At 54.1% G+C, this 21,608-nt stretch carries 24 protein-coding genes and 1 tRNA gene; 11 read left to right on the top strand and 14 right to left on the bottom strand.

Annotated elements, in window-relative coordinates:
• Positions 1–2: 2 nt before the first annotated feature.
• The 4 genes from sspA to zapE form a co-directional block, all read right to left on the bottom strand.
• Positions 3–644 carry a stringent starvation protein SspA gene (sspA, locus tag AC0T7J_RS14345; RefSeq protein WP_009092481.1) on the bottom strand — a complete coding sequence of 214 codons (642 nt, stop codon included), beginning with the start codon at positions 642–644 and terminating at the stop codon, positions 3–5.
• 331 nt (positions 645–975) lie between these two features.
• On the bottom strand, positions 976–1,368 hold the full coding sequence (rpsI, locus tag AC0T7J_RS14340) for a 30S ribosomal protein S9 (RefSeq protein ID WP_008925401.1): 393 nt from the start codon (positions 1,366–1,368) through the stop codon (positions 976–978).
• Positions 1,369–1,383: 15 nt separating this feature from the next.
• Complete coding sequence (gene rplM / locus AC0T7J_RS14335) at positions 1,384–1,812, bottom strand: 50S ribosomal protein L13 (protein ID WP_008925400.1); 429 nt, start codon at positions 1,810–1,812, stop codon at positions 1,384–1,386.
• A gap of 227 nt (positions 1,813–2,039) precedes the next feature.
• Positions 2,040–3,167: a cell division protein ZapE gene (gene zapE / locus AC0T7J_RS14330; RefSeq protein WP_473795061.1), complete on the bottom strand. Its 1,128-nt coding sequence runs from the start codon at positions 3,165–3,167 to the stop codon at positions 2,040–2,042.
• A 178-nt stretch (positions 3,168–3,345) separates the two neighbouring features.
• Between zapE and zapG the strand changes: the two genes are divergently transcribed.
• The 3 genes from zapG to degS all read left to right on the top strand — a co-directional run bounded on the left by zapG (position 3,346) and on the right by degS (position 6,381).
• On the top strand, positions 3,346–3,747 hold the full coding sequence (gene zapG, locus AC0T7J_RS14325; RefSeq protein ID WP_003848291.1) for a Z-ring associated protein ZapG: 402 nt from the start codon (positions 3,346–3,348) through the stop codon (positions 3,745–3,747).
• Between the two features lie 110 nt (positions 3,748–3,857).
• Positions 3,858–5,231: a serine endoprotease DegQ gene (gene degQ, locus AC0T7J_RS14320; RefSeq protein WP_473795059.1), complete on the top strand. Its 1,374-nt coding sequence runs from the start codon at positions 3,858–3,860 to the stop codon at positions 5,229–5,231.
• An 88-nt stretch (positions 5,232–5,319) separates the two neighbouring features.
• Positions 5,320–6,381 (top strand): outer membrane-stress sensor serine endopeptidase DegS, encoded by a 1,062-nt coding sequence (gene degS, locus AC0T7J_RS14315; protein WP_473795057.1) that lies wholly within the window; start codon positions 5,320–5,322, stop codon positions 6,379–6,381.
• 160 nt (positions 6,382–6,541) lie between these two features.
• On the opposite strand, the gene epmA is transcribed toward degS, so the two are convergent.
• Positions 6,542–7,519 carry an elongation factor P--(R)-beta-lysine ligase gene (gene epmA, locus AC0T7J_RS14310; RefSeq protein ID WP_003848297.1) on the bottom strand — a complete coding sequence of 326 codons (978 nt, stop codon included), beginning with the start codon at positions 7,517–7,519 and terminating at the stop codon, positions 6,542–6,544.
• A gap of 135 nt (positions 7,520–7,654) precedes the next feature.
• On the opposite strand from epmA, the gene AC0T7J_RS14305 reads away from it, so the two are divergent.
• Complete coding sequence (locus AC0T7J_RS14305; RefSeq protein WP_061901835.1) at positions 7,655–8,179, top strand: lipocalin family protein; 525 nt, start codon at positions 7,655–7,657, stop codon at positions 8,177–8,179.
• 55 nt (positions 8,180–8,234) lie between these two features.
• On the opposite strand, the gene AC0T7J_RS14300 is transcribed toward AC0T7J_RS14305, so the two are convergent.
• The 3 genes from AC0T7J_RS14300 to efp all read right to left on the bottom strand — a co-directional run bounded on the left by AC0T7J_RS14300 (position 8,235) and on the right by efp (position 9,220).
• Positions 8,235–8,369: an entericidin A/B family lipoprotein gene (locus AC0T7J_RS14300; RefSeq protein WP_003848302.1), complete on the bottom strand. Its 135-nt coding sequence runs from the start codon at positions 8,367–8,369 to the stop codon at positions 8,235–8,237.
• A gap of 102 nt (positions 8,370–8,471) precedes the next feature.
• Positions 8,472–8,603 (bottom strand): entericidin A/B family lipoprotein, encoded by a 132-nt coding sequence (locus AC0T7J_RS14295; protein ID WP_003848306.1) that lies wholly within the window; start codon positions 8,601–8,603, stop codon positions 8,472–8,474.
• 50 nt (positions 8,604–8,653) lie between these two features.
• Positions 8,654–9,220: an elongation factor P gene (gene efp / locus AC0T7J_RS14290; RefSeq protein WP_008925396.1), complete on the bottom strand. Its 567-nt coding sequence runs from the start codon at positions 9,218–9,220 to the stop codon at positions 8,654–8,656.
• A 43-nt stretch (positions 9,221–9,263) separates the two neighbouring features.
• Here efp and epmB point away from each other — a divergent pair, with 43 nt between their 5' ends.
• Positions 9,264–10,292 carry an EF-P beta-lysylation protein EpmB gene (gene epmB / locus AC0T7J_RS14285; protein ID WP_473795053.1) on the top strand — a complete coding sequence of 343 codons (1,029 nt, stop codon included), beginning with the start codon at positions 9,264–9,266 and terminating at the stop codon, positions 10,290–10,292.
• Between the two features lie 53 nt (positions 10,293–10,345).
• Here epmB and AC0T7J_RS14280 read toward each other — a convergent pair whose 3' ends face one another.
• The 5 genes from AC0T7J_RS14280 to AC0T7J_RS14260 form a co-directional block, all read right to left on the bottom strand.
• On the bottom strand, positions 10,346–10,693 hold the full coding sequence (locus AC0T7J_RS14280; protein ID WP_010251983.1) for a DUF4156 domain-containing protein: 348 nt from the start codon (positions 10,691–10,693) through the stop codon (positions 10,346–10,348).
• A 303-nt stretch (positions 10,694–10,996) separates the two neighbouring features.
• Positions 10,997–11,152 (bottom strand): YegP family protein, encoded by a 156-nt coding sequence (locus AC0T7J_RS14275; protein ID WP_473795051.1) that lies wholly within the window; start codon positions 11,150–11,152, stop codon positions 10,997–10,999.
• A gap of 216 nt (positions 11,153–11,368) precedes the next feature.
• Complete coding sequence (groL, locus tag AC0T7J_RS14270; protein WP_010251987.1) at positions 11,369–13,018, bottom strand: chaperonin GroEL; 1,650 nt, start codon at positions 13,016–13,018, stop codon at positions 11,369–11,371.
• A gap of 49 nt (positions 13,019–13,067) precedes the next feature.
• Positions 13,068–13,361 (bottom strand): co-chaperone GroES, encoded by a 294-nt coding sequence (locus AC0T7J_RS14265; protein ID WP_010251990.1) that lies wholly within the window; start codon positions 13,359–13,361, stop codon positions 13,068–13,070.
• Positions 13,362–13,821: 460 nt separating this feature from the next.
• Positions 13,822–14,283 (bottom strand): FxsA family protein, encoded by a 462-nt coding sequence (locus AC0T7J_RS14260; protein WP_010251992.1) that lies wholly within the window; start codon positions 14,281–14,283, stop codon positions 13,822–13,824.
• A 328-nt stretch (positions 14,284–14,611) separates the two neighbouring features.
• On the opposite strand from AC0T7J_RS14260, the gene aspA reads away from it, so the two are divergent.
• The 6 genes from aspA to AC0T7J_RS14230 all read left to right on the top strand — a co-directional run bounded on the left by aspA (position 14,612) and on the right by AC0T7J_RS14230 (position 20,341).
• On the top strand, positions 14,612–16,048 hold the full coding sequence (gene aspA / locus AC0T7J_RS14255) for an aspartate ammonia-lyase (RefSeq protein ID WP_010251996.1): 1,437 nt from the start codon (positions 14,612–14,614) through the stop codon (positions 16,046–16,048).
• Between the two features lie 111 nt (positions 16,049–16,159).
• Positions 16,160–17,461: an anaerobic C4-dicarboxylate transporter gene (locus AC0T7J_RS14250; RefSeq protein WP_473795049.1), complete on the top strand. Its 1,302-nt coding sequence runs from the start codon at positions 16,160–16,162 to the stop codon at positions 17,459–17,461.
• Between the two features lie 64 nt (positions 17,462–17,525).
• Complete coding sequence (cutA, locus tag AC0T7J_RS14245) at positions 17,526–17,840, top strand: divalent cation tolerance protein CutA (RefSeq protein WP_473795047.1); 315 nt, start codon at positions 17,526–17,528, stop codon at positions 17,838–17,840.
• Complete coding sequence (locus tag AC0T7J_RS14240) at positions 17,816–19,519, top strand: protein-disulfide reductase DsbD (RefSeq protein ID WP_473795045.1); 1,704 nt, start codon at positions 17,816–17,818, stop codon at positions 19,517–19,519. Before cutA ends, AC0T7J_RS14240 begins: the two co-directional genes overlap by 25 nt.
• A 63-nt stretch (positions 19,520–19,582) precedes the next feature.
• Entirely contained in the window at positions 19,583–20,158 is a 576-nt protein-coding gene (gene dicD, locus AC0T7J_RS14235) for a division control transcriptional repressor DicD (protein WP_473795043.1), read from the top strand.
• Positions 20,159–20,265: 107 nt separating this feature from the next.
• Positions 20,266–20,341 (top strand) — tRNA-Phe (locus AC0T7J_RS14230).
• Positions 20,342–20,623: 282 nt separating this feature from the next.
• Here the strand turns inward: AC0T7J_RS14230 and AC0T7J_RS14225 are convergent.
• Positions 20,624–21,583, bottom strand: a complete 960-nt coding sequence (locus AC0T7J_RS14225; protein WP_473795041.1) for a tyrosine-type recombinase/integrase — start codon at positions 21,581–21,583, stop codon at positions 20,624–20,626.
• Positions 21,584–21,608 lie beyond the last annotated feature (25 nt).

Raw genomic sequence — 21,608 nt, 5'->3', positions numbered from 1 at the left:
CGTTAAGCCCGGGCTTGCAGGCGCATTTCACGTTCAGCTTCAGTCAATGAAGCGAGGAAAGAGTCACGTTCAAATACGCGGTTCATATAACCTTTCAGCTCTTTTGAACCTGAGCCGATCAAATCAATGCCCATTGAAGGCAGACGCCATAACAGCGGAGCCAGATAGCAATCAACCAGACTGAACTCTTCGCTCATGAAATAAGGCGTACGGCCAAACAGCGGCGCGATAGCTAACAGCTCTTCACGCAGTTGCTTACGTGCCGCTTCCGCTTCCTGACCGCTGCTGTTCTCTACTTTCCTCATCAGGCTATACCAGTCCTGCTCGATGCGGTGCATCATCAGGCGGCTATCACCACGGGCAACCGGATACACTGGCATCAGTGGCGGATGCGGGAAGCGCTCATCTAAATATTCCATGATGATGCGTGATTCATACAGCGTCAGCTCACGATCTACCAGCGTCGGTACCGTGCGATACGGATTGAGGTCAATCAGATCCTGCGGCAGGTTATCCATTTCGACCTGCTCGATCTCTACGCTGACACCCTTCTCCGCCAGGACGATACGTACCTGATGGCTGAAAATGTCAGTAGGACCAGAAAACAGCGTCATTACCGAACGTTTGTTGGCAGCGACAGCCATGAAAACCTCCAAGTTTGTTCACAAAAAGATACTGCGAATAGCCAACCACACGGCGACTCACTTGCTTATCGAACTCGCACGCAACCTGGTTAGCCGCGCCGTAGATACTGACGCCCCAACACTGGGGAGGCGCATAACGCACCGGCCTGCGGGCGCAAAGTGACACAGAGTTTACCAGATTTTAGGCTGTTTGTGGGCGTGGAATGAATCTTTGCAGGTAAATTGAGCGCGACGTTACGGTTTTTGCGAGGAGTTGATGGGTAGCCAGAAAATAAAAAACCCGCCGAAGCGGGTTTTTTGAGCCAATTGCCGCAGCCGGAGCTGCAAACAATTAACGCTTGGAGAACTGAGGACGACGACGTGCTTTACGCAGGCCGACTTTCTTACGTTCAACCTGACGCGCATCACGCGTTACGAAGCCAGCTTTACGCAGCTCGCCACGCAGTGATTCGTCGTATTCCATCAGAGCGCGGGTGATACCGTGACGGATCGCACCAGCCTGACCAGAAATACCGCCACCTTTAACAGTGACATAGAGATCGAATTTACCAACCAGGTCCAGCAGCTCAAGCGGCTGACGAACTACCATGCGGGCAGTTTCGCGACCGAAGTACTGTTCCAGAGAACGTTGGTTAATTACGATGTTACCGCTACCCGGCTTAATGAATACGCGAGCGGTAGAGCTTTTGCGGCGACCAGTGCCGTAGTTTTGAGTTTCAGCCATTGCCTTTAATCCCGATTAAATGTCAAGAACTTGCGGTTGCTGTGCCGCATGGGTGTGCTCGTTGCCTGCGTAAACTTTCAGTTTACGGTACATAGCACGACCCAGCGGGCCCTTCGGCAGCATGCCTTTAACCGCGATCTCAATCACACGCTCAGGACGGCGAGCAATCATCTCTTCAAAGGTCGCCTGTTTGATACCACCGATGTGGCCAGTGTGGTGATAGTAGATCTTGTCAGTACGCTTGTTGCCGGTTACAGCAACTTTTTCTGCGTTCAGAACGATGATGTAATCACCCGTATCAACGTGCGGAGTGTATTCCGCTTTATGCTTACCACGCAGACGGCGCGCCAGTTCAGTCGCCAGGCGACCCAAAGTTTTGCCCGTTGCGTCAACTACAAACCAGTCACGTTGGACGGTTTCTGGTTTAGCTGTAAAAGTTTTCATCGAAAAGCTTACCCAAATTAAGTTACACGTTGGTGAAATCCCAAACGCTTAATTAAACGAATGAGGCTCACACGACCATTTTGACCAGCAAGCCACCCCTTCGGATAGAGTTACTGGAACACAGAGGATTTGGGAAAAAAATCCTTTGCTGTAACGTGGGGTCGCAAGATTATAGAGAAGTCGGTTACAAAAATCGAACCCTATTTCGGTATTTATCCCGATTATTCTCACGGCAGGTGCGGTAAACGCAGATACTCTTCGCTCTGCATCTCCTGAAGTCGGGATAAACAGCGCTGGTATTCAAACTTCAGCCGCGTGCCCTGATAAATCTCGGTCAGTGAGGTTTCTGCCGCGACCACCAGCTTCACATGACGTTCATAGAACTCATCGACCAGTGCCAGGAAACGCCGTGCCTGATCTTCGGTTTTGTAGATCATCACCGGCACGTCATACAGCAGTACGCTGTGAAAACGGCGCGACAGCGCAATATAGTCATGCTGGCTGCGCCCTTCGCCACACAGGGTGGTGAAATTAATCGCCAGCACGCCCTCGCTGACGCCCAGCGTCGGCATCTGGCGGTGATTAATTTCCAGTACTGGCGCATCTTCAGGCTGGCTGCCCGACAGCGCTTTAAACATCCGCGCCATTTCAGCGTGCGTCTCTTGGTTCAGCGGAGAGTTCCACAGGTGCGCGGAGGTCAGCGTGCGTAACCGGTAGTCGATACCGGCATCCACATTCATCACATCACAATGACGTTTGATCTGCTCGATGGCAGGCAGGAAGCGCGCACGCTGCAGACCATTGCGATAGAGATCATCAGGCGGAATGTTCGAGGTGGCCACCAGCGCAATGCCGCGTTCAAACAGCGCTTCCATCAGTGTGCCCAGCAGCATCGCATCGGTGATATCGGAGACAAAAAACTCATCAAAACAGAGGATGTCTGTTTCTGCTTTGAATTTGTCCGCAATAATCAGTAATGGATCGCTCTGCCCCTGAAGCTGCGTCAGCTCCTCATGCACCCGCAGCATAAAGCGGTGGAAGTGCAGACGCAGTTTGCGATTGCCAGGAATAGACTGAAAAAAGAGATCCATGACCCAGGTCTTACCGCGACCGACACCGCCCCACATATAGAGTCCACGTACTGGTTGTGGCGTCTCATTTTTCTCTTTACCGATCAATTTTGACAGGCGACCCAGCAGGCCGGATGTGGCAGGCGCGGCGGATTGTTGCCGGGCAACCAGCGCCTGCTGCAGCGCGTCTAAACGGGTAATCGCTTCACGCTGTACGTCATCGGGCCTGAATTCGCCCTGCGACAGCGCCTGCTCATAGCGTGCAAGCGGAGTTGAGGTTTGCATTGTTGTTTCAAAGTCCCTGAATGATGTCTGATTCATACTACGGTTGCTGAAAAAAAGGCCGTTCTACACTAAGCCATGCTGCTCCAGAGTTCCACATCCATTAGATTAACGGGTATAGTGACTATTATTGAAATGGTGCAATGCCCTACGGAACAATGGAAATAACACGGGAGTCATTATGACCTGGGAATACGGGCTAATTGGTTTAGTGGTAGGTATTATTGTCGGCGCAGTCGCCATGCGTTTTGGCAACAAAAAGCTGCGTGAGCAGCGCAGCATGCAGTACGAGCTGGAAAAATCGAAAGCGGAGCTGGCGGATTATCGCGAAGAGCTGACCAATCACTTCGCGCAGAGCGCGGAGCTGCTGGACAACATGGCGCGTGATTATCGTCAGCTCTATCAGCACATGGCAAAAGGCTCAAATGACCTGCTGCCGAATCTGCCTGGTCAGAAAAATCCGTTTGCCTATCAGCTGACTGAAGCCGAAGCGGACAACGATCAGGTGCCGGTGCAGATGCCGCGCGACTATTCTGAAGGCGCATCCGGTTTACTGCGTGGCGAGCGCCCTGCCCGCGACTAATCTTTTTGGGGCGCAGCCTGTCTGCGCCCGCTGTTTTTGCGAACCCTGACCGCAAACGACTGTCACACTTATTAATTCCTCCCACCTTTTGCAGCGAGAGCGTTGTAGCAATGAAAAAACAAGCACGCCTGTTTAGCGCATTAGCCCTGAGTATTGGGATGAGCCTTGCCGCCGCGCCAGACGCGATGGCAACGCTGCCAGCACAAATTGCGGGCCAGCCGCTGCCGAGTCTGGCACCGATGCTGGAGAAAGTGTTACCTGCCGTGGTCAGTGTGCATGTGGAAGGCACTGACTCGGGTGCACAGGCTCAGGATATTCCTGAACCGCTGAAACGTTTTTTTGGTCAGATGCCTGGCGGAAATAGTCAGCCACAGCCGTTTGAAGGTTTGGGTTCTGGCGTGATCATCGATGCCGCGAAAGGCTACGTGCTCACCAACAATCACGTGGTCAACGGTGCGGATAAAATCAACGTACAGCTTGGCGACGGCAGTGAATATGAAGCCAAACTGATTGGCCATGATGAGCAGACCGATATCGCGCTGATTCAGATTCAGGGCGCAAAAAACCTCACGCAGGTGAAAGTCGCGGACTCTGACCAGCTGAAAGTGGGTGATTTCGCGGTGGCGATCGGTAACCCATTCGGTCTGGGACAGACGGCCACTTCCGGTATTATCTCCGCACTGGGTCGCAGCGGCCTGAACCTGGAAGGGCTGGAAAACTTTATTCAGACCGATGCCGCGATCAACCGTGGCAACTCAGGCGGTGCGCTGGTCAACCTTAACGGCGAACTGATCGGTATCAACACCGCAATTCTCGCCTCCAGCGGCGGTAACATCGGTATCGGCTTTGCTATCCCGAGTGATATGGCGATGAACCTCGCGCAGCAGCTGATTAAATTTGGTGAAGTGAAGCGCGGTCAGCTCGGCATCAAAGGCACTGAAATGACAGCCGATATGGCTAAAGCATTCAATGTCGATGCGCAGCGCGGCGCCTTTGTCTCTGAAGTCCTGCCCCAATCTGCTGCGCAGAAAGCGGGCGTGAAGTCAGGCGATATCATTACGTCGATCAACGATAAGCCGATTACCAGCTTCGCTGAGTTGCGCGTCAAAGTGGGAACCACGCCGCCAGGTGAACAGGTTAAGCTTGGCCTGCTGCGTGAAGGCAAGCCGTTAACGGTTACCGTTACGCTGGAGCAGAGCGCACAGACCACCGCCAGCGCACAGCTGATGTCACCCGCGCTTCAGGGCGCAACGCTGAGTGATGGACAGACTAAAACCGGTGATAAAGGCGTGAAAATCGATACCATCGAAAAAGGCACACCGGCTGAACAGGTTGGTCTGCAGAAAGATGATGTGATTATCGGCGTTAACCGCAACCGGGTTCAGACCATTGCTGAAATGCGTAAAATACTGGAAGGGAAACCGCCGGTACTGGCACTGAATGTGGTGCGCGGCGATGAAAGTATCTATCTGTTGTTGAGATAAACCTCGCATTACGGCGGACACAAGCGCGTGTGTGTCCGCCGCTCTCATGCTATTCTCCCCTGCGATCTCCCCTGGCGTAATTAACACCATGTTTCTTAAACTTTTGCGTGCCGTGGTGCTGGGCCTGATTGTGGCGGGCATTTTGCTCGCAGCACTGCCTGCACTGCGTATGGGCAGCGACGCCCTCTATAACCACGAAAATATGACAGACGAAACACCCTTTAGCTTCAATCAAGGGGTGCGCCGTGCTGTGCCTGCCGTTGTGAACGTTTACAATCGTAGCGCCCACGGCAACAACAACCGTGGCATCACCACCCTGGGTTCAGGGGTGATCATGAATGCAAAAGGCTACATCCTTACCAACAAGCATGTGATCAATAATGCCGATCAGATTATCGTGGCGCTGCAGGATGGCCGCTTCTTTGAAGCGACGCTGGTGGGTTCCGATGGCATGACCGATCTGGCGGTACTGAAGATTACGGCCTCCGGCCTGCCCGTTATCCCCATCAATCCAAATCGCCAGGCGCATATCGGGGATGTGGTGATGGCGATCGGCAACCCCTATAACCTCGGTCAGACGGTCACGCAGGGCATTATCAGCGCCACGGGCCGGGTTGGCTTAAGCTCATCAGGCCGACAGAACTTCCTGCAGACCGATGCGTCAATCAATCAGGGTAACTCCGGCGGCGCGCTGATTAACTCGCTAGGCGAGCTGATGGGCATTAACACCCTGACCTTCGATAAAAGTAGCGATGGTGAAACCCCGGAAGGGATTGGTTTCGCCATTCCAACCGTTTTAGCCTCGAAGATCATGGATAAGCTGATTCGTGATGGTCGGGTGATCCGCGGCTATATCGGCATTACCGGGCGTGAGCTGCCGCCGCTGCATGGACAGGGCAGCAATCTGGATCGGGTTCAGGGCATTATTGTCAGCGTGGTCACGCCAGATGGGCCAGCGGATAAAGCCGGGATTCAGGCCAACGATGTGCTGCTCAGCGTTAATGGCAAGCCAGCCATCTCCGCGCAGGAGACCATGGATCAGGTGGCAGAAATTCGCCCGGGTTCAGTGATTGATGTGCAGGTACTGCGAAACGATCAGAAACTGACGCTGCCGGTCACTATTCAGGAGTTTCCTGACAGCAGCAACTGATTATCCGGGCCTTAGACTCACCGCAATGAATTAGCCTGACGGGCAGGGGTGGCCCATCTGAAGAGCAAAGCGTCCGAGCCAGGATGGCGAGGCCGACCTGCAGGGATGCAGGGTTCCTTTGCGATCAGATGGGCCATCCCTGCCCTTTTCACCCGGACTTCTAACAGCGATCAACCGGGAACGCGATTACATCGCTCAATGACTCCGCTTTTAACGCCAGCATGATCAGGCGATCAATGCCCAGTGCGACCCCGGAACAGGCTGGCATGCCATGCGCCAGCGCATCCAGCAGATACGTATCAATAGGATGCACTGGCAGGCCGCGCGCCGCACGGCGACGGTTATCCTGCTCAAAACGCTGACGCTGCTCACGGCTGTCGGTCAGTTCACGGAAACCGTTCGCCAGCTCAATGCCTTTGTAATAGACCTCAAAGCGTTCGGCCACACGGTGATCTTCGGTGCTGATCTCCGCCAGGGCTGCCTGGCTGGCCGGAAAATGATAAACGAAGCAGGGTTTATCCTGACCAATCTTCGGTTCCACACCCAGCATAAACAGCAGCATCAGTAAGGTATCGCGATCTTCTTCTGCACGCGCCAGCTCACCTTCACCCAGCTTCTCTGCCGCTTCACGCAACTGCGCTTTATCCGCTGACAGCGGATCCAGCTCAAGATGGCGGATAAACGCCTGCTGATAGGAGAGCGACTCAGCGCTGTCACACTCCAGCACCTGCTGCATAAGATCGTCGACTTCGTTCATCAGCCGGTACATGTCGTAATGTGGCCGGTACCACTCCAGCATGGTAAATTCCGGGTTGTGGTGACGTCCCGCCTCTTCATTGCGGAAACTGCGCGCCATCTGATAGATCGGGCCACTGCCCGCCGCCAGCAGGCGTTTCATATGGTATTCCGGGCTGGTCATCAGCCAGAGATCGCGCCCCTGTGCCGCACCAGGCCCGACAAAACGCGTCTGGAATGGCACCAGATGGATATCGGTAATGGTTGCCTGGCTCATCGCCGGCGTATCCACTTCCAGCACGCCGCGATCGGCAAAGAAACGACGCACTTCTGCTAAGATAGCAGCGCGTTTTAACAAATTGGCGATGGATGCGCTTGGTTGCCAGCTTGCCGTTTCGCTCATGGTGATGACTCCTGATACAAATTAGGGGGGGAAGTCTACCTGCAATGCCTGCGGCAAACAATCTCATGCCCGTGCTGCCAAAAACAGCGTTTCGGCTTCTATACTTAAGCGGTTAAATCACAAAGGAATCCCACTATGTCTCCATGGAAAACAGTTGTTGCCAGCCTGAGTGCTTTTCTCTCTGTCGCCTGCAGCACCACGCCGCCAAAGAACGTTACGGTCGTTGATAACTTTGACAGCCAGCGCTACCTCGGTCAGTGGTATGAGATTGCCCGACTTAATCATCCTTTTGAGCGCGGCCTTGAACAGGTAACGGCAAACTACAGCCCGCGTGAAGATGGCGGCCTGAAAGTGATTAATCGTGGCTATAACGTCAAAAAACAGCGCTGGCAGGAGAGCGTCGGCAAAGCCTACTTCACCGGTGAACCCACGCGGGCTTCTCTGAAAGTCTCGTTCTTTGGCCCCTTCTACGGCGGCTATAACGTGATTGCTCTCGATCCGGACTACCGCTATGCGCTGGTCTGTGGACCGAATCGCCACTATCTCTGGATACTGTCACGCACACCCCAGCTGGAGCCGGGCGTAAAAGAGAAACTGGTTGAGCAGGCGCGTCGGGATGGTTTCCCGGTTGAAGAGTTAATCTGGGTAAAACAGAAATAGTGCAGAATCTGACAAGCCGGTACGAAAAGCATTTCGTACCGGTTGGAATAACAGGTTACTTCGTGCTGTTCTGAATCGCCTGGCCACCCGCTTCGACATCTTCACCTACGCCACGCGTTGTATTACACGCCGTCAGCAGCGAAGAGAGCACCAGTACAGAGAAGATTGCAGCAATACTTTTCTTTAACATAACAATGTCCTTTTTGATGGATGTAAAGTACAGCGCTTTAAGCATAGCCGGATTTCCGGCAGTTGCTGCTGGCGGGACTCTAAAAAGGACAATCAGTTAAGGTCATTTTGCCGCACGCGAAATGGCACCACCTAAGTGGGAAACATCTTCGCCAAAACCGTGGAATGTGTTGCAGGCGCTTAGCGCAGAAGAGACCAGCAACGCGAACGCGATTAATTTTGCCAGCTTGATCATTTTTTCTCTCAGACAAGAAAAAGGCGCACCAGAAGATGCGCCTGCGAATCTTATTTCACGCGTGACACGTATTCGCCAGAGCGGGTGTCCACTTTCACCACTTCGCCCTCTTGCACGAACAGTGGCACTTTCACCACGGCACCGGTAGAGAGTTTAGCTGGCTTGCCGCCAGTCCCTGCGGTATCACCCTTCAGGCCTGGATCGGTTTCGATAACTTCAGCTTCGATAAAGTTCGGCGGCTGAACGGCGATCGGACGACCGTTCCACAGCGTAACGATACATTCAGCGTTATCCTGCAGCCATTTCGCTGCATCGTTTACCGTCTTCTCTTCAACCTGGAACTGCTCAAAGCTTTCCGGATGCATGAAGTGGTAGAACTCACCGTCGTTGTACAGGTAGTTCAGGTTGGTATCTACTACGTCAGCGCCTTCGGCGGAGTCGGTAGATTTAAAAGTTTTCTCAACGCGAGAACCCGTCAGCAGGCGACGCATTTTAACGCGCGCGAATGCCTGACCTTTACCCGGTTTAACGAACTCACTGGATTCGATGGCATACGGCTCGCCTTCGAACATGATTTTAAGACCGGGACGGAAATCGTTGCTAGAATAAGTCGCCATGAAGGCCCTCTACGAAAATTGACACTGGTACTAAGCCAAAAAAATGGCACACATTGTAACCCTAAAAACACCTTCCAGAGAAGATTGGTTGCAGCAACTTGCGGATGTTGTCACCGAACCTGATGAATTACTGCGGATTTTAGCCCTTGATCAGCACACTGAGCTGGCTGAAGGTGCGGATGCGCGGCGTCTTTTCGCCTTACGTGTACCGCATGCGTTCATCCGCCGGATGAAAAAAGGCGATGCGCACGACCCGCTGCTGCTTCAGGTACTGACCCGCCGCCAGGAATTCACTGATGTGCCAGGTTATAGCACCGATCCGCTCGATGAACAAAGCAACGTTGTACCTGGATTGCTGCATAAATACCGAAACCGGGCTTTATTGTTGGTAAAAGGCGGCTGCGCCGTCAACTGTCGCTACTGCTTCCGTCGTCATTTCCCCTATCAGGATAATCCCGGCAACAAGCGTAGCTGGCAGGCTGCACTGGACTATATCGCCGATCATCCCGAGCTGGATGAGATTATTTTCTCCGGTGGCGACCCGCTGATGGCGAAAGATCATGAGCTCGCCTGGCTTATCGCCGCGCTGGAACAGATCCCGCATCTGAAACGTCTGCGCATCCACAGCCGCTTACCGGTGGTGATACCGGCGCGCATTACCGATCAGCTCTGTCAGATGTTAAGCGAGACGCGTTTACAGGTGGTGATGGTGACGCACATCAACCATGCGCAGGAGATTGATGATGAGCTGCGTGAGGCGATGAGCAGCCTGAAGCGTGCTGGAGTGACCCTGCTGAATCAGAGCGTGCTATTGCGTGACGTCAACGATAATGCGCAGACGCTGGCCACCCTGAGCAATGCGCTGTTTGATGCCGGCATCCTGCCCTACTATCTGCACGTGCTGGATAAGGTACAGGGCGCAGCGCATTTCTTTGTGTCAGACGACGAGGCCCGCCAGCTGGTGCGTGCACTACTGTCACAGGTCTCCGGCTATCTGGTGCCAAAGCTGGCGCGTGAAATTGGCGGAGAGCCAAGTAAAACACCGTTAGATTTACAGTTACGACAGGAATAAAAACGGCCAGCAAAAGGCTGGCCGGTTCAATATGGCAGACTGCCTGATTCACATTATGGGCACTTGTAGACCTGGCCGGTCATTTTGCTGTCGAGTGGCGCGAACGCGGACAACAGGTTCTGCGTCGGACTGGTTGCCCCATAAATCACGTTACCGCCCATCTCCGCTGCGCGATTGCGCAGGTCGTTAGCTGCGCCACGCAGTGCGCTGGTTTCGCCGCCTGCACCGCTCAGCCAGTTGCTCTGTGAGCCGGTAATATTGCCCAGAAGCTGACAGGTATTGCCAGGCTGCTGATCGGTAAACGTTACGCGCTGTCCTGCTGAAGAGAGTTGCGTAGAGCTGCTGCAGCCCGCCAGCAATAACGCGCCAGCCGTCAGTCCGAGCAAGAGGTTAATCCGCATTGTAATCCCCATTTATTATCATCAGAGTCGGGTGGCAGCGTAGCAGAAAAAGGATTTTTCTTTCTGCACATTCATTGCCCTTATCCCGTTATATCGTCTCAATATTTCACGCCGCTCGCAGGCTGGCAAGCGTGCCGATGCTGGTGATTACAATGAAGCCAGTCGATCAGTCGGCGCAGCCGCAGACAGCGTGACATATCAAGAGGAAAGACGAACGATTGCGCCTTACTTATACTATTTTCCCACCCAAAAGAAAAACCCCCGACCGTTTCCGATCGGGGGTGATGTCAGAGCGTGATGCCCTTAACCGGTGTAGCCATTACGTCGTGCATTTTCGATGCAATCGGCTTTGTTAACGTAGCCCTGACTGGCGGCGCCGGTAATATTGCCGTTGGGCGCCGTTCTTCTCCAGCGCCACTTGTGTGCTTCGTCCTTATAAATTTCCCATTTATCGTGCATTTTTATTTTCCTTAATCTGTTGTTTATCCCTTTCAGAGCGCGCTATTTCGCGCCGGGATCCACGTTAGAGCATCCCGCTCTGACCAGACCATGATGCAGAACATAAAAAAAGTTAATGGGTTTTCCTGCTGCTGCCAGCATTCAGACGCTGAAAAAGAAAAACCCCCGACCGTTTCCGATCGGGGGTTCTTTGATGACTTAAGCAGTCAGCAGCAATTACATCATGCCGCCCATACCGCCCATGCCACCCATACCGCCAGCGCCGCCGCCTAAATCAGGTGCGTCGCCTTTTGGCAGGTCAGTGACCATACATTCGGTTGTGATCATCAGACCCGCAACAGAGGCCGCGTACTGCAGAGCAGAACGGGTCACTTTGGTTGGGTCCAGGATACCGAAGTCGATCATGTTGCCATACTCTTCAGTCTGCGCGTTGTAACCGTAGTTACCGTCGCCCGCTTTCACGTTGTTAGCGACAACAGATGGCTCTTCACCGGCGTTAGAAACGATCTGACGCAGTGGAGATTCCATCGCGCGCAGCGCAACTTTGATACCGACGTTCTGATCTTCGTTCTGACCACGCAGATCAACCAACTGTGCTGCCACGCGAACCAGCGCCACACCACCACCAGCAACCACACCTTCTTCTACAGCAGCACGGGTTGCGTGCAGCGCATCTTCAACGCGGGCTTTCTTCTCTTTCATTTCAACTTCAGTTGCTGCGCCTACTTTCAGAACGGCCACGCCGCCTGCCAGTTTCGCTACGCGCTCCTGCAGTTTTTCTTTGTCGTAGTCAGACGTTGCTTCTTCAATCTGCTGACGAATCTGGGTTACACGGCCCTGAATTGTCGCTTCTTCACCCACGCCGTCGATGATGGTGGTGGTGTCTTTGTTGATTACAACGCGTTTAGCCTGGCCCAGATCTTCCAGAGCGGCTTTTTCCAGTTCCATACCGATCTCTTCAGAGATTACGGTACCACCGGTCAGGATAGCGATATCCTGCAGCATAGCTTTACGACGGTCGCCGAAGCCTGGGGCTTTAACCGCAGCCACTTTCACGATGCCGCGCATGGTGTTAACCACCAGCGTTGCCAGCGCTTCGCCTTCAACGTCTTCCGCAATGATCAGCAGTGGTTTGCCGGCTTTCGCAACGGCTTCCAGCACTGGCAGCATTTCACGGATGTTAGAGATTTTCTTGTCAGCCAGCAGGATGAACGGAGATTCCAGTTCAATCGCGCCAGTTTCTGGCTTGTTGATGAAGTAAGGAGACAGGTAGCCGCGATCAAACTGCATACCTTCAACCACATCCAGCTCGTCCTGCAGGCCGGTGCCTTCTTCAACGGTGATCACGCCTTCTTTACCTACTTTCTCCATCGCCTGAGCAATCAGCTGGCCCACGGTTTCATCGGAGTTAGCAGAGATAGTACCTACCTGCGCAATCGCTTTAGAGTCTGAGCAAGGAACAGACAGCGCTTTCAGTTTCTCAACCGCAGCGATAACTGCCTGGTCGATACCGCGCTTCAGGTCCATCGGGTTCATACCCGCTGCGACCGCTTTCAGGCCTTCGGTGATGATAGACTGAGCCAGTACAGTTGCAGTGGTGGTACCGTCGCCCGCAGCGTCGTTCGCTTTAGAGGCAACTTCTTTCACCATCTGCGCGCCCATGTTCTCGAACTTATCTTCCAGCTCGATTTCACGTGCGACAGAAACACCATCTTTAGTAATGGTCGGTGCACCAAAAGATTTATCCAGAACTACGTTACGGCCTTTAGGGCCCAGGGTAACTTTTACTGCGTCTGCCAGTACGTTCACGCCACGCAGCATTTTTACGCGTGCGTCATTACCGAATTTTACGTCTTTAGCTGCCATCTTTAAATATCCCTTAAATTCGTTTCGTTCAGTGAATTACGCGTAAAAATTACGCTTCAACAACGGCCAGAATGTCGCTCTCAGAGATGATAAGCACCTCTTCGTTGTCGATTTTTTCGGTTTTCGCGCCGTAACCTTCGCTGAAGATCACGATGTCGCCAACCTTCACGTCCAGCGGCTTAATGTCGCCACTCTCAAGGATGCGGCCATTGCCGACAGCCAGTACTTCACCACGGGTGGATTTACCGGCTGCGGAACCGGTCAGCACGATGCCGCCAGCTGATTTAGCTTCAACTTCTTTACGCTTGACGATAACGCGATCGTGCAATGGACGAATTTTCATTTGATAGCTCTCCTTTGAGAAGTCCAATCATTCAGTTTTGGGGTTGAACACCGGGCTGCATGGCTTCCGGCCTCGTGACCAGAGAGATAGGGCCGCTGCCACCCACTTTCAAGGGGGCGGACAACAAATTTTTTACCCACAAGTGATAAGTGATGTTTTTTTGAACAGATAATGGGGCAAATAAAAAACGCAACCCGAAGGTTGCGCCAGTGTGCTGACAAACTCAAAACAGGATGACCCTGGCAGCAACGGCTAAACTCAGGGCGCAGGAAACAGGGTCAGAAGAGGAAAGCGTCCCGCGCCACGGATGGCGCGGGCCGAGCAGTCATGGATGACGATTTTGCAACTTTCCGATCTGACCCTGTTCCCTGTGCGGCTCCGGTCTCACAGCTGATCGGGTCATTTTTTTCAACAATTTCACGCAACCCGAAGGTTGCGCTTTCAGAGGTGACAGTGGCGGTTAACGATCTTTGTGATCGTCATGATGCTCAAGGCGATCGCTGTCTTTGCGCTCGAACTCACCATCCATGGTGTAGCCGCTATCTGGTCCGGCTCCCGGTCCCCGCCAGACGCGCAGATGGGGCATCAGCTTCAGCGTCAGATGCTTCTGCACCGGTGGCAGCAGCAGCAACAGGCCCAGCAGGTCGGTGAAGAAACCCGGCAGCAGCAGCAGGAAACCGGCGATGATCAGCGACACGCTTTTGATCATCTCGTTGGCCGGGCTTTCATTCCGTGCCAGCTTCTCCTGCATCAGCATAAAGTTTTTCATGCCCTGATTTTTAACCAGCGAGACGCCGATGCACGAGGTGAAGACCACCAGCAGCATGGTAAGCAGCACGCCCATGACGTGTGCAACCTGAATGAAGAGGGAAATCTCAATCCAGGCCAGAACGAAAAAGACTAATAACGGTATCCAGCGCACCGTACTCTCCTGTAAGTAGGGGCTGAACGGCAGCGTGCCGGTCAGCAGAAAGCGTTCATCCTGAGGATGATAAGAAAAGAGATGGGCACCCGCGCCGCCATTTTCAACCGATCCTGTCAAATTTATCCTGCGGGGTTAATTTTGTAACCCACTTCACATATCGTTAACCAGGCTGCAGCATTAAGTGATCTGCATGCGTGCTTTTCATATGCATCAGAATATGATCGCACACGCCCCTATGAAGACGGATAATATGTCGGCACGGGTACACCACGACAAAATAAACACATCCTTTGTGATGGTTAGCGGCAACAACAAGAAGGTTATCATGGCGAACAACATTCGTATCGAAGAAGACCTGTTAGGTATGCGCGAAGTTCCGGCGGATGCCTATTATGGCGTTCATACTCTGCGTGCGATTGAGAATTTTTATATCAGCAACAGCAAAATCAGTGACATACCTGAATTTGTCCGCGGCATGGTGATGGTAAAAAAAGCGGCGGCGATGGCCAACAAAGAGCTGCAGACCATCCCGCGCAACATTGCCGATACCATCATTAAGGCCTGTGACGAAGTGCTCAATAATGGCCGCTGTATGGACCAGTTCCCCGTGGATGTCTATCAGGGCGGTGCCGGGACCTCGGTCAACATGAACACCAACGAGGTGCTGGCGAACATCGGCCTTGAGCTGATGGGCCACCAGAAAGGGGAATATCAGTACCTTAACCCCAACGATCATGTGAACAAATGCCAGTCCACCAACGACGCCTATCCAACCGGATTCCGCATCGCGGTTTACAGCTCGCTGCTGAAACTGCTTGATGGCATCAGCCAGCTGGCCGAAGGCTTCCAGCACAAAGCCGATGAATTCCAGACCATCCTGAAAATGGGCCGCACCCAGTTGCAGGATGCCGTACCAATGACCCTCGGGCAGGAATTTCACGCCTTCAGCGTACTGCTGAATGAAGAGACCAAAAGCATTCTGCGCACCGCGGAACTGCTGCTGGAAGTGAACCTGGGCGCGACCGCCATCGGTACACGTCTCAATACGCCAGAAGGCTATCAGCACCTGGCCGTACAGCGTCTGGCGGAAGTCAGCAACCTGCCGGTGGTGCCGGCGGAAGATCTGATTGAAGCGACCTCTGACTGCGGCGCCTATGTGATGGTCCATTCATCGCTGAAACGTCTGGCGGTGAAGCTCTCTAAAATCTGTAACGACCTGCGCCTGCTCTCCTCTGGCCCGCGTGCGGGCCTGAATGAAATCAACCTGCCAGAGCTGCAGGCGGGTTCCTCTATCATGCCCGCCAAGGTCAATCCGGTCGTACCGGAGGTGGTAAATCAGGTCTGCTTCAAAGTGATTGGCAACGACATCACCGTGACAATGGCCTCTGAAGCGGGCCAGCTGCAGCTCAATGTGATGGAGCCGGTGATTGGACAGGCGCTGTTTGAGTCGATCAGCATTCTGACTAATGCCTGTTACAACCTGCTGGAGAAGTGCATCAACGGCATTACCGCCAACCGCGCCGTGTGCGAAGCCTATGTCTTCAACTCGATTGGTATCGTGACTTACCTCAACCCTTACATCGGCCACCACAACGGCGACATCGTCGGCAAAATCTGTGCGGAAACCGGTAAAAGTGTACGTGAGGTTGTGCTGGAGCGCGGGCTGCTGACGGAAAGTGAGCTGGACGATATTTTCTCGGTGCAGAACCTGATGTACCCGGTTTATAAAGCAAAACGTTACACTGATGAAAACGAACAGTAAGGTTTAACCGACGCTGGTTAACCAAAGGCACACCGCGATCAACACGGTGTGCCTTTTTTTTTGTTAAACAGCACACCCGGCGATTACCGGTTTATCTTTCAGGAGTCATTCATGTTTGTGGTAGAGCTGCTTATCGTCTTGATGGCGATCTGGTTGGGCGCACGTCTTGGCGGCATTGGTATCGGGTTTGCAGGCGGAATGGGCGTGCTGATCCTGACGCTGGGATTTGGCATGGCACCCGGTGCTATCCCGTTCGATGTGATTGAAATCATCATGGCGGTGATCGCCGCGATAGCCGCCATGCAGGTGGCAGGCGGCATGGATTATCTGGTGAGCCTGGCGGAACGCCTGCTGCGCCGCCATCCACGCCACGTTACGCTGCTGGCCCCGCTGGTGACCTACCTGATGACGCTGCTGGCCGGTACCGGACATACCGCGTTCTCAACATTACCGGTGATTGCCGAAGTGGCGAAAGAGCAAGGCGTTCGCCCTTCCCGGCCGCTGTCGATTGCGGTGGTGGCTTCGCAGATCGCGATTACCGCGTCACCCATTTCAGCCGCGGTGGTCTTCTTCGCTACCCTGCTTGAGCCGCGCGGTGTCAGCTATATCACGCTGCTGGCGATTGCCATCCCCTCAACCATGGTGGGCCTCTTCCTGGCCGCTCTGGTGACTAACTTCTTAGGCCGTGAGCTAAAGGATGATGAGGTTTATCAGGCGCGTCTCGCCAAAGGCGAAGTCAAGTTGCGAGGCGCCAGCCTCTACCAGGCACAACCGGGCGCGAAAAAATCGGTGTTGCTGTTTCTGACGGGCATTGTAGCCGTGGTGCTTTATGCCACCGCGACCAGCGCCAGTGTCGGGCTAATCGCCAATCCGCCACTGCCACGCAATGAAGCAATTGTGGTGTTTATGCTGACCATCGCCACGTTGATCAGCCTGACCTGCAAACTCGACACCAGCGAAATCCTCAGCGCCAGCACCTTTAAGTCCGGCATGAGCGCCTGTATCTGCGTGATGGGCGTCGCCTGGCTGGGTGATACCTTTGTGAAGGCGCATCTGGCGGAAATTCAGATGCTGGCGGGCGACACGCTGAAAACCTATCCGTGGATGCTGGCGCTGGTGCTGTTCTTTGCCTCGATGCTGCTCTACTCGCAGGCTGCGACCACCAAAGCGCTGATGCCCGCCGCGCTGCTGCTGGGCGTTACGCCGCTTACTGCCATCGCTTCCTTCGCGGCGGTTTCAGCGCTGTTTGTGCTGCCGACCTACCCTACCCTGCTGGCTGCCGTTGAGATGGATGACACGGGTTCGACCCGGATTGGCAGGTTTGTGTTTAACCACGCCTTTATCATTCCCGGAGTAATCGCCATTGCACTGTCGGTGCTCTCTGGCTTCGTCTTTGGTGGATTGCTGCTTTAGCGCACTCCTCGTGTTACGCATGGAGCGTGCTATCATCGGCGCTCTTTAAAACAGGAGTCACAGGATGAATGCTGTCGTTATCCTCTGCACCGCGCCCGATCAGGCCACGGCGGAGCACCTTGCGGGCTTAGCGCTGGAAGCCAGGCTGGCGGCCTGCGTCACACTGCTGCCGGGTGCCACCTCCTGGTATCTCTGGCAGGGAAAAATGGAGCAGAGCAGCGAAGTCCAGATGCTGCTGAAATGCGACCGCGATCATCAGCAGGCGCTGTGTGATCTGCTCAAAGAAGCTCACCCTTACGATGTGCCCGAACTGCTGGCGCTGCCGGTTAAATATGGAGACAGTGAATACTTGTCATGGCTGCACGCATCTCTCGCTTAATTACGCTTCTGCTGACGCTGTTTATCTGCCTGCAGGCGCACGCTTCACTCTTTTCAAATCCGGCGACCAGTCGCTTTGTGCCGGTCGATCAGGCATTTACCTTTGACTTCGACCAGCAGGGCGCGCAGCTCAACCTGCACTGGAAAGTGAAATCGGGTTATTACCTCTATCGCCAGCAGATCCACATCACGCCGCAGAACGCGACGATAGCGCCGCTGACGCTGCCGGCCGGTCAGCCACATGAAGATGAATTCTTCGGCAAAAGCGAAATCTATCCGCAGGATCTTACGCTGCCGGTGACGCTGCAACAGGCGGCCAGTGGTGCCACGCTCAGCGTGACTTATCAGGGCTGTGCCGCCGCCGGATTCTGTTATCCGCCAGAGACGCGCAGCGTGCCGGTAAGTGCGTTGACCGCCAGCAGCCCACCGCCGCCGGTCAACGCTCAGCCCGCGCCCGCCAGCCCGCTGCCCTTTTCCCCGCTCTGGGCGCTATTGATTGGTATCGGTGTGGCGTTTACGCCCTGCGTACTGCCGATGTATCCGCTGATCTCCGGCATTATCCTTGGCGGACAGCGCCACTATTCGCTGGGCCGACTGTTCGCGCTGGCGATGGTCTATGTGCAGGGGATGGCGCTGACCTACACGCTGCTGGGACTGGTTGTCGCGGCAGCGGGTCTGCGCTTCCAGGCCGCGTTGCAGCATCCTTATGTGCTGTTCACGCTCTCACTGCTGTTTATCGTGCTGGCGCTGTCGATGTTCGGCCTGTTTACGCTGCAACTGCCCGCCAGCCTGCAAACCCGCCTGACCCTGTGGAGTAATCGTCAGCAGGGTGGCTCGCTGCCCGGCGTCTTTCTGATGGGCGCGCTGGCAGGTTTGATCTGCTCGCCCTGCACCACGGCGCCGCTCAGCGCCATTCTGCTTTACATCGCGCAGAGCGGAAATCTGTGGGCCGGTGCCGGGACGCTGTGGCTTTATGCGGTCGGAATGGGATTACCGCTGATCGCCGTGACCCTGTTTGGTAACCGGCTGCTGCCAAAAAGCGGCCCGTGGATGCAAACCGTTAAAGAGGGCTTTGGCTTTGTCATCCTGGCACTGCCCGTCTTCCTGCTGGAGCGGGTGCTGGGCGATGCATGGGGAATGCGTCTCTGGAGCCTGCTCGGCGTGGCGTTCTTTGGCTGGGCGTTCAGCGTCAGCCTGCGCGCCAGCAGCGGTACGTGGCGCGTGGTGCAGATTATCATGCTGGCCGCTGCGCTAATCAGCGCACGTCCGTTGCAGGACTGGGCCTTTGGTGGCCCGGCGGCGCAGCAGCAGGCTGTGGCACCACTGCCGTTCCATACCATCCAGACGCCGCAGCAGCTCGATAACGCGCTGCAGCAGGCCCGCGGCCGCATCACCATGGTCGATCTCTACGCTGACTGGTGCGTCGCCTGTAAGGAGTTTGAAAAATATACCTTTAGTGATAGCGCCGTGCGCGATAGCCTGAGTCAGGTACAGCTGCTCCAGGCTAACGTCACCGCCAACAACGCCAGTAACAACGCGCTGTTGCAGCATCTTCAGGTACTGGGCTTACCAACGATTTTGTTCTTTGATGCGCAGGGCCGCGAAATCCCCGGTTCGCGCATCACCGGGTTTCTCAATGCCGCCGACTTCCGGGCGCATTTGCAGAAACTTACCCCATAAACAACACTGGAGTCAGGTCATTGCCCGGTGAATAACCGGGCCTGCATACCAGAGGAGAGTCACTTGCAGCGTGAACAGATACTCGAGCATGCATTGAATGTGCTTGAACAGAACGGCCTCGCCGCCACCCTCTCATTGGAAACCCTGGCGGGCTCCGAATTAACCCGTGATCAGCTTCAGCTGTTCTGGCCCGATCGCGACGCCCTGCTCTACGATGCGCTGCGCTATCACGGCCAGCAAATTGATACCTGGCGGCGCCAGATCCTGCTGGATGAATCGCTGTCGCCCGACCGGAAGCTGATGGCACGCTATGAGGTTCTGAGTGAGCAGGTCAGCAAAGGACGCTTTCCAGGCTGCCTGTTTATCGCCGCCTGTAGCTTCTACCCGCAGCCCGATCAGCCCATCCATCAACTGGCCGAACAGCAGAAACGCGGCTCATGGCAGTTTACCCACGACATTCTGGTGGAGCAGGCGCTGGATAACCCCAGCATGGTGGCCGATCAGATGGAGCTGATTCTTGAAGGCTGCCTCAGCAAGCTGCTGGTGAAGCGCAATGTGCAGGATGTCGCCACCGCACAACGGCTGGCGGAGGATGTTTACAGCATCGCGCTGTGCCGTAAGAATGGCGCACTGGCCTGAGGTTTTACCCGCTTTGACTGAAAATCAGGCAATCAGTCACGTTTTCCGGGGTTTTTTAGTGAAAGCCGTTGACGACCCGCGGCCTTTACGGTTTAATGCGCCCCGTTGCCCGAATAGCTCAGTCGGTAGAGCAGGGGATTGAAAATCCCCGTGTCCCTGGTTCGATTCCGGGTTCGGGCACCACTCTTCAGAGCCTGTTCGTTAAGGGGTGAGATCCTTAACGGGCAAGACAGAGGGTCCCCTTCAGCCAAAAGTTGGTAAATATGCTTACCGAACCTTTGTTGAACACGGGACTTTAAAGTCCGGAGGATGTTCCCGCATCCTCTGGGCTTCTCACATCCATTAAAAACACTTCAGCAAAGTATTTACCTGTTCTTCATCCTCTCTGTCAAGATAATGTAAATAAATCCTTCGCATTTTTTCCATTTTTTAAATCAGATAGTTAGATTTGCCTTAAGATTTATCTTAGTCAACATCCAGCTCCTCAATCACGCTTCTCACCTTCTCAATGTCGCTTTCCACGTATTGCAGGGTTACACTCGGCGTCGATTGCCCGAGCAGATCCTGTGCCATTTTGAGGTTGCGATCAGGGAGTTTCATCAGGTTCGTCGCTATCGTGTGTCGGAAGCGATGCGGACTGACAACAAACCCGCACTCTTTAGAAAGTCGCCTGAAAAAAGCCCGGAGCGGCGGATTGTCCATGTTCTCACTGACCTCATTTCTTCGGCTGTCAAACCGTGTGAGGTTGAAAAGCTGATCTTCCATTTTTGCTCCCCTTTCAAGAGAAAGACTGTACAGCCGTTCGAGGCGAGGGCGAAACTGGCTCGTGACAGGAACCCGGTGCTCACGATGATTTTTCGCCCCCTCTGGCCGGAGACTTATCCAGTTATGGGTGAGGTTCACGTCGCAGAGCCTGATGTGAAGAAGCTGGTTTTGCCGCATGCCCGTCCGCCGTAATGCATCAAGCACTGTGAGCCAGAACCAGCACGGCCGCAGGGCATTTTTACGTACTTCCCCTGCACCAATAATTTCGTCCTGTTCCTTTGCCTCCATGATGAGATAAATTCTTTTAATCTGGTCATTGCTCAGCGTTTTTTTGCGCTTCACATCGGGCCTGGCGATTGCGCCATTAAAAGGGTTTTCTCTCTGGCTGATATAGCCTTTTTTGATGGCAAAATTAAAAATAGCACGCATGTGCGTCAGCTTATTATTCCAGGTTATTTTGGACAGTTTTTCATCAGCAATAACTTTTCTTCGCCAGGTGAGTACCATATGGCTGGTCACCTGTTCGGGTGTTGTATTTACGCCGACGAATTTAATAAACGTTTTAACCACCTTGCGGTAACTCCATTCGGTAGCTTCACGGAGTGATTTACTGAAGAAATAATCATTCAGTAATTCATCAAATGATACGTTATCAGACACTGTGACCTCTTTATCTCATAAACCC

The organism is Pantoea sp. E956-1 (genome assembly GCF_982223955.1).
Note: the sequence above shows the minus strand (reverse complement) of the source record. Positions and strands in the feature narration are given on the sequence as shown.

Bases quoted from the DNA above. Each gene is read 5' to 3' on its own strand.
- AC0T7J_RS14295 (WP_003848306.1), bottom strand. From the start codon at position 8,603: ATGATCAAGCTGGCAAAATTAATCGCGTTCGCGTTGCTGGTCTCTTCT.
- epmA (WP_003848297.1), bottom strand. From the start codon at position 7,519: ATGAGCGAAACGGCAAGCTGGCAACCAAGCGCATCCATCGCCAATTTG.
- rplM (WP_008925400.1), bottom strand. From the start codon at position 1,812: ATGAAAACTTTTACAGCTAAACCAGAAACCGTCCAACGTGACTGGTTT.
- degS (WP_473795057.1), top strand. From the start codon at position 5,320: ATGTTTCTTAAACTTTTGCGTGCCGTGGTGCTGGGCCTGATTGTGGCG.
- sspA (WP_009092481.1), bottom strand. From the start codon at position 644: ATGGCTGTCGCTGCCAACAAACGTTCGGTAATGACGCTGTTTTCTGGT.
- cutA (WP_473795047.1), top strand. From the start codon at position 17,526: ATGAATGCTGTCGTTATCCTCTGCACCGCGCCCGATCAGGCCACGGCG.
- AC0T7J_RS14275 (WP_473795051.1), bottom strand. From the start codon at position 11,152: ATGCACGATAAATGGGAAATTTATAAGGACGAAGCACACAAGTGGCGC.
- AC0T7J_RS14300 (WP_003848302.1), bottom strand. From the start codon at position 8,369: ATGTTAAAGAAAAGTATTGCTGCAATCTTCTCTGTACTGGTGCTCTCT.
- AC0T7J_RS14240 (WP_473795045.1), top strand. From the start codon at position 17,816: ATGGCTGCACGCATCTCTCGCTTAATTACGCTTCTGCTGACGCTGTTT.
- AC0T7J_RS14280 (WP_010251983.1), bottom strand. From the start codon at position 10,693: ATGCGGATTAACCTCTTGCTCGGACTGACGGCTGGCGCGTTATTGCTG.
- degQ (WP_473795059.1), top strand. From the start codon at position 3,858: ATGAAAAAACAAGCACGCCTGTTTAGCGCATTAGCCCTGAGTATTGGG.
- epmB (WP_473795053.1), top strand. From the start codon at position 9,264: ATGGCACACATTGTAACCCTAAAAACACCTTCCAGAGAAGATTGGTTG.
- zapG (WP_003848291.1), top strand. From the start codon at position 3,346: ATGACCTGGGAATACGGGCTAATTGGTTTAGTGGTAGGTATTATTGTC.
- AC0T7J_RS14265 (WP_010251990.1), bottom strand. From the start codon at position 13,361: ATGAAAATTCGTCCATTGCACGATCGCGTTATCGTCAAGCGTAAAGAA.
- zapE (WP_473795061.1), bottom strand. From the start codon at position 3,167: ATGCAAACCTCAACTCCGCTTGCACGCTATGAGCAGGCGCTGTCGCAG.
- groL (WP_010251987.1), bottom strand. From the start codon at position 13,018: ATGGCAGCTAAAGACGTAAAATTCGGTAATGACGCACGCGTAAAAATG.
- aspA (WP_010251996.1), top strand. From the start codon at position 14,612: ATGGCGAACAACATTCGTATCGAAGAAGACCTGTTAGGTATGCGCGAA.
- AC0T7J_RS14305 (WP_061901835.1), top strand. From the start codon at position 7,655: ATGTCTCCATGGAAAACAGTTGTTGCCAGCCTGAGTGCTTTTCTCTCT.
- AC0T7J_RS14250 (WP_473795049.1), top strand. From the start codon at position 16,160: ATGTTTGTGGTAGAGCTGCTTATCGTCTTGATGGCGATCTGGTTGGGC.
- rpsI (WP_008925401.1), bottom strand. From the start codon at position 1,368: ATGGCTGAAACTCAAAACTACGGCACTGGTCGCCGCAAAAGCTCTACC.
- efp (WP_008925396.1), bottom strand. From the start codon at position 9,220: ATGGCGACTTATTCTAGCAACGATTTCCGTCCCGGTCTTAAAATCATG.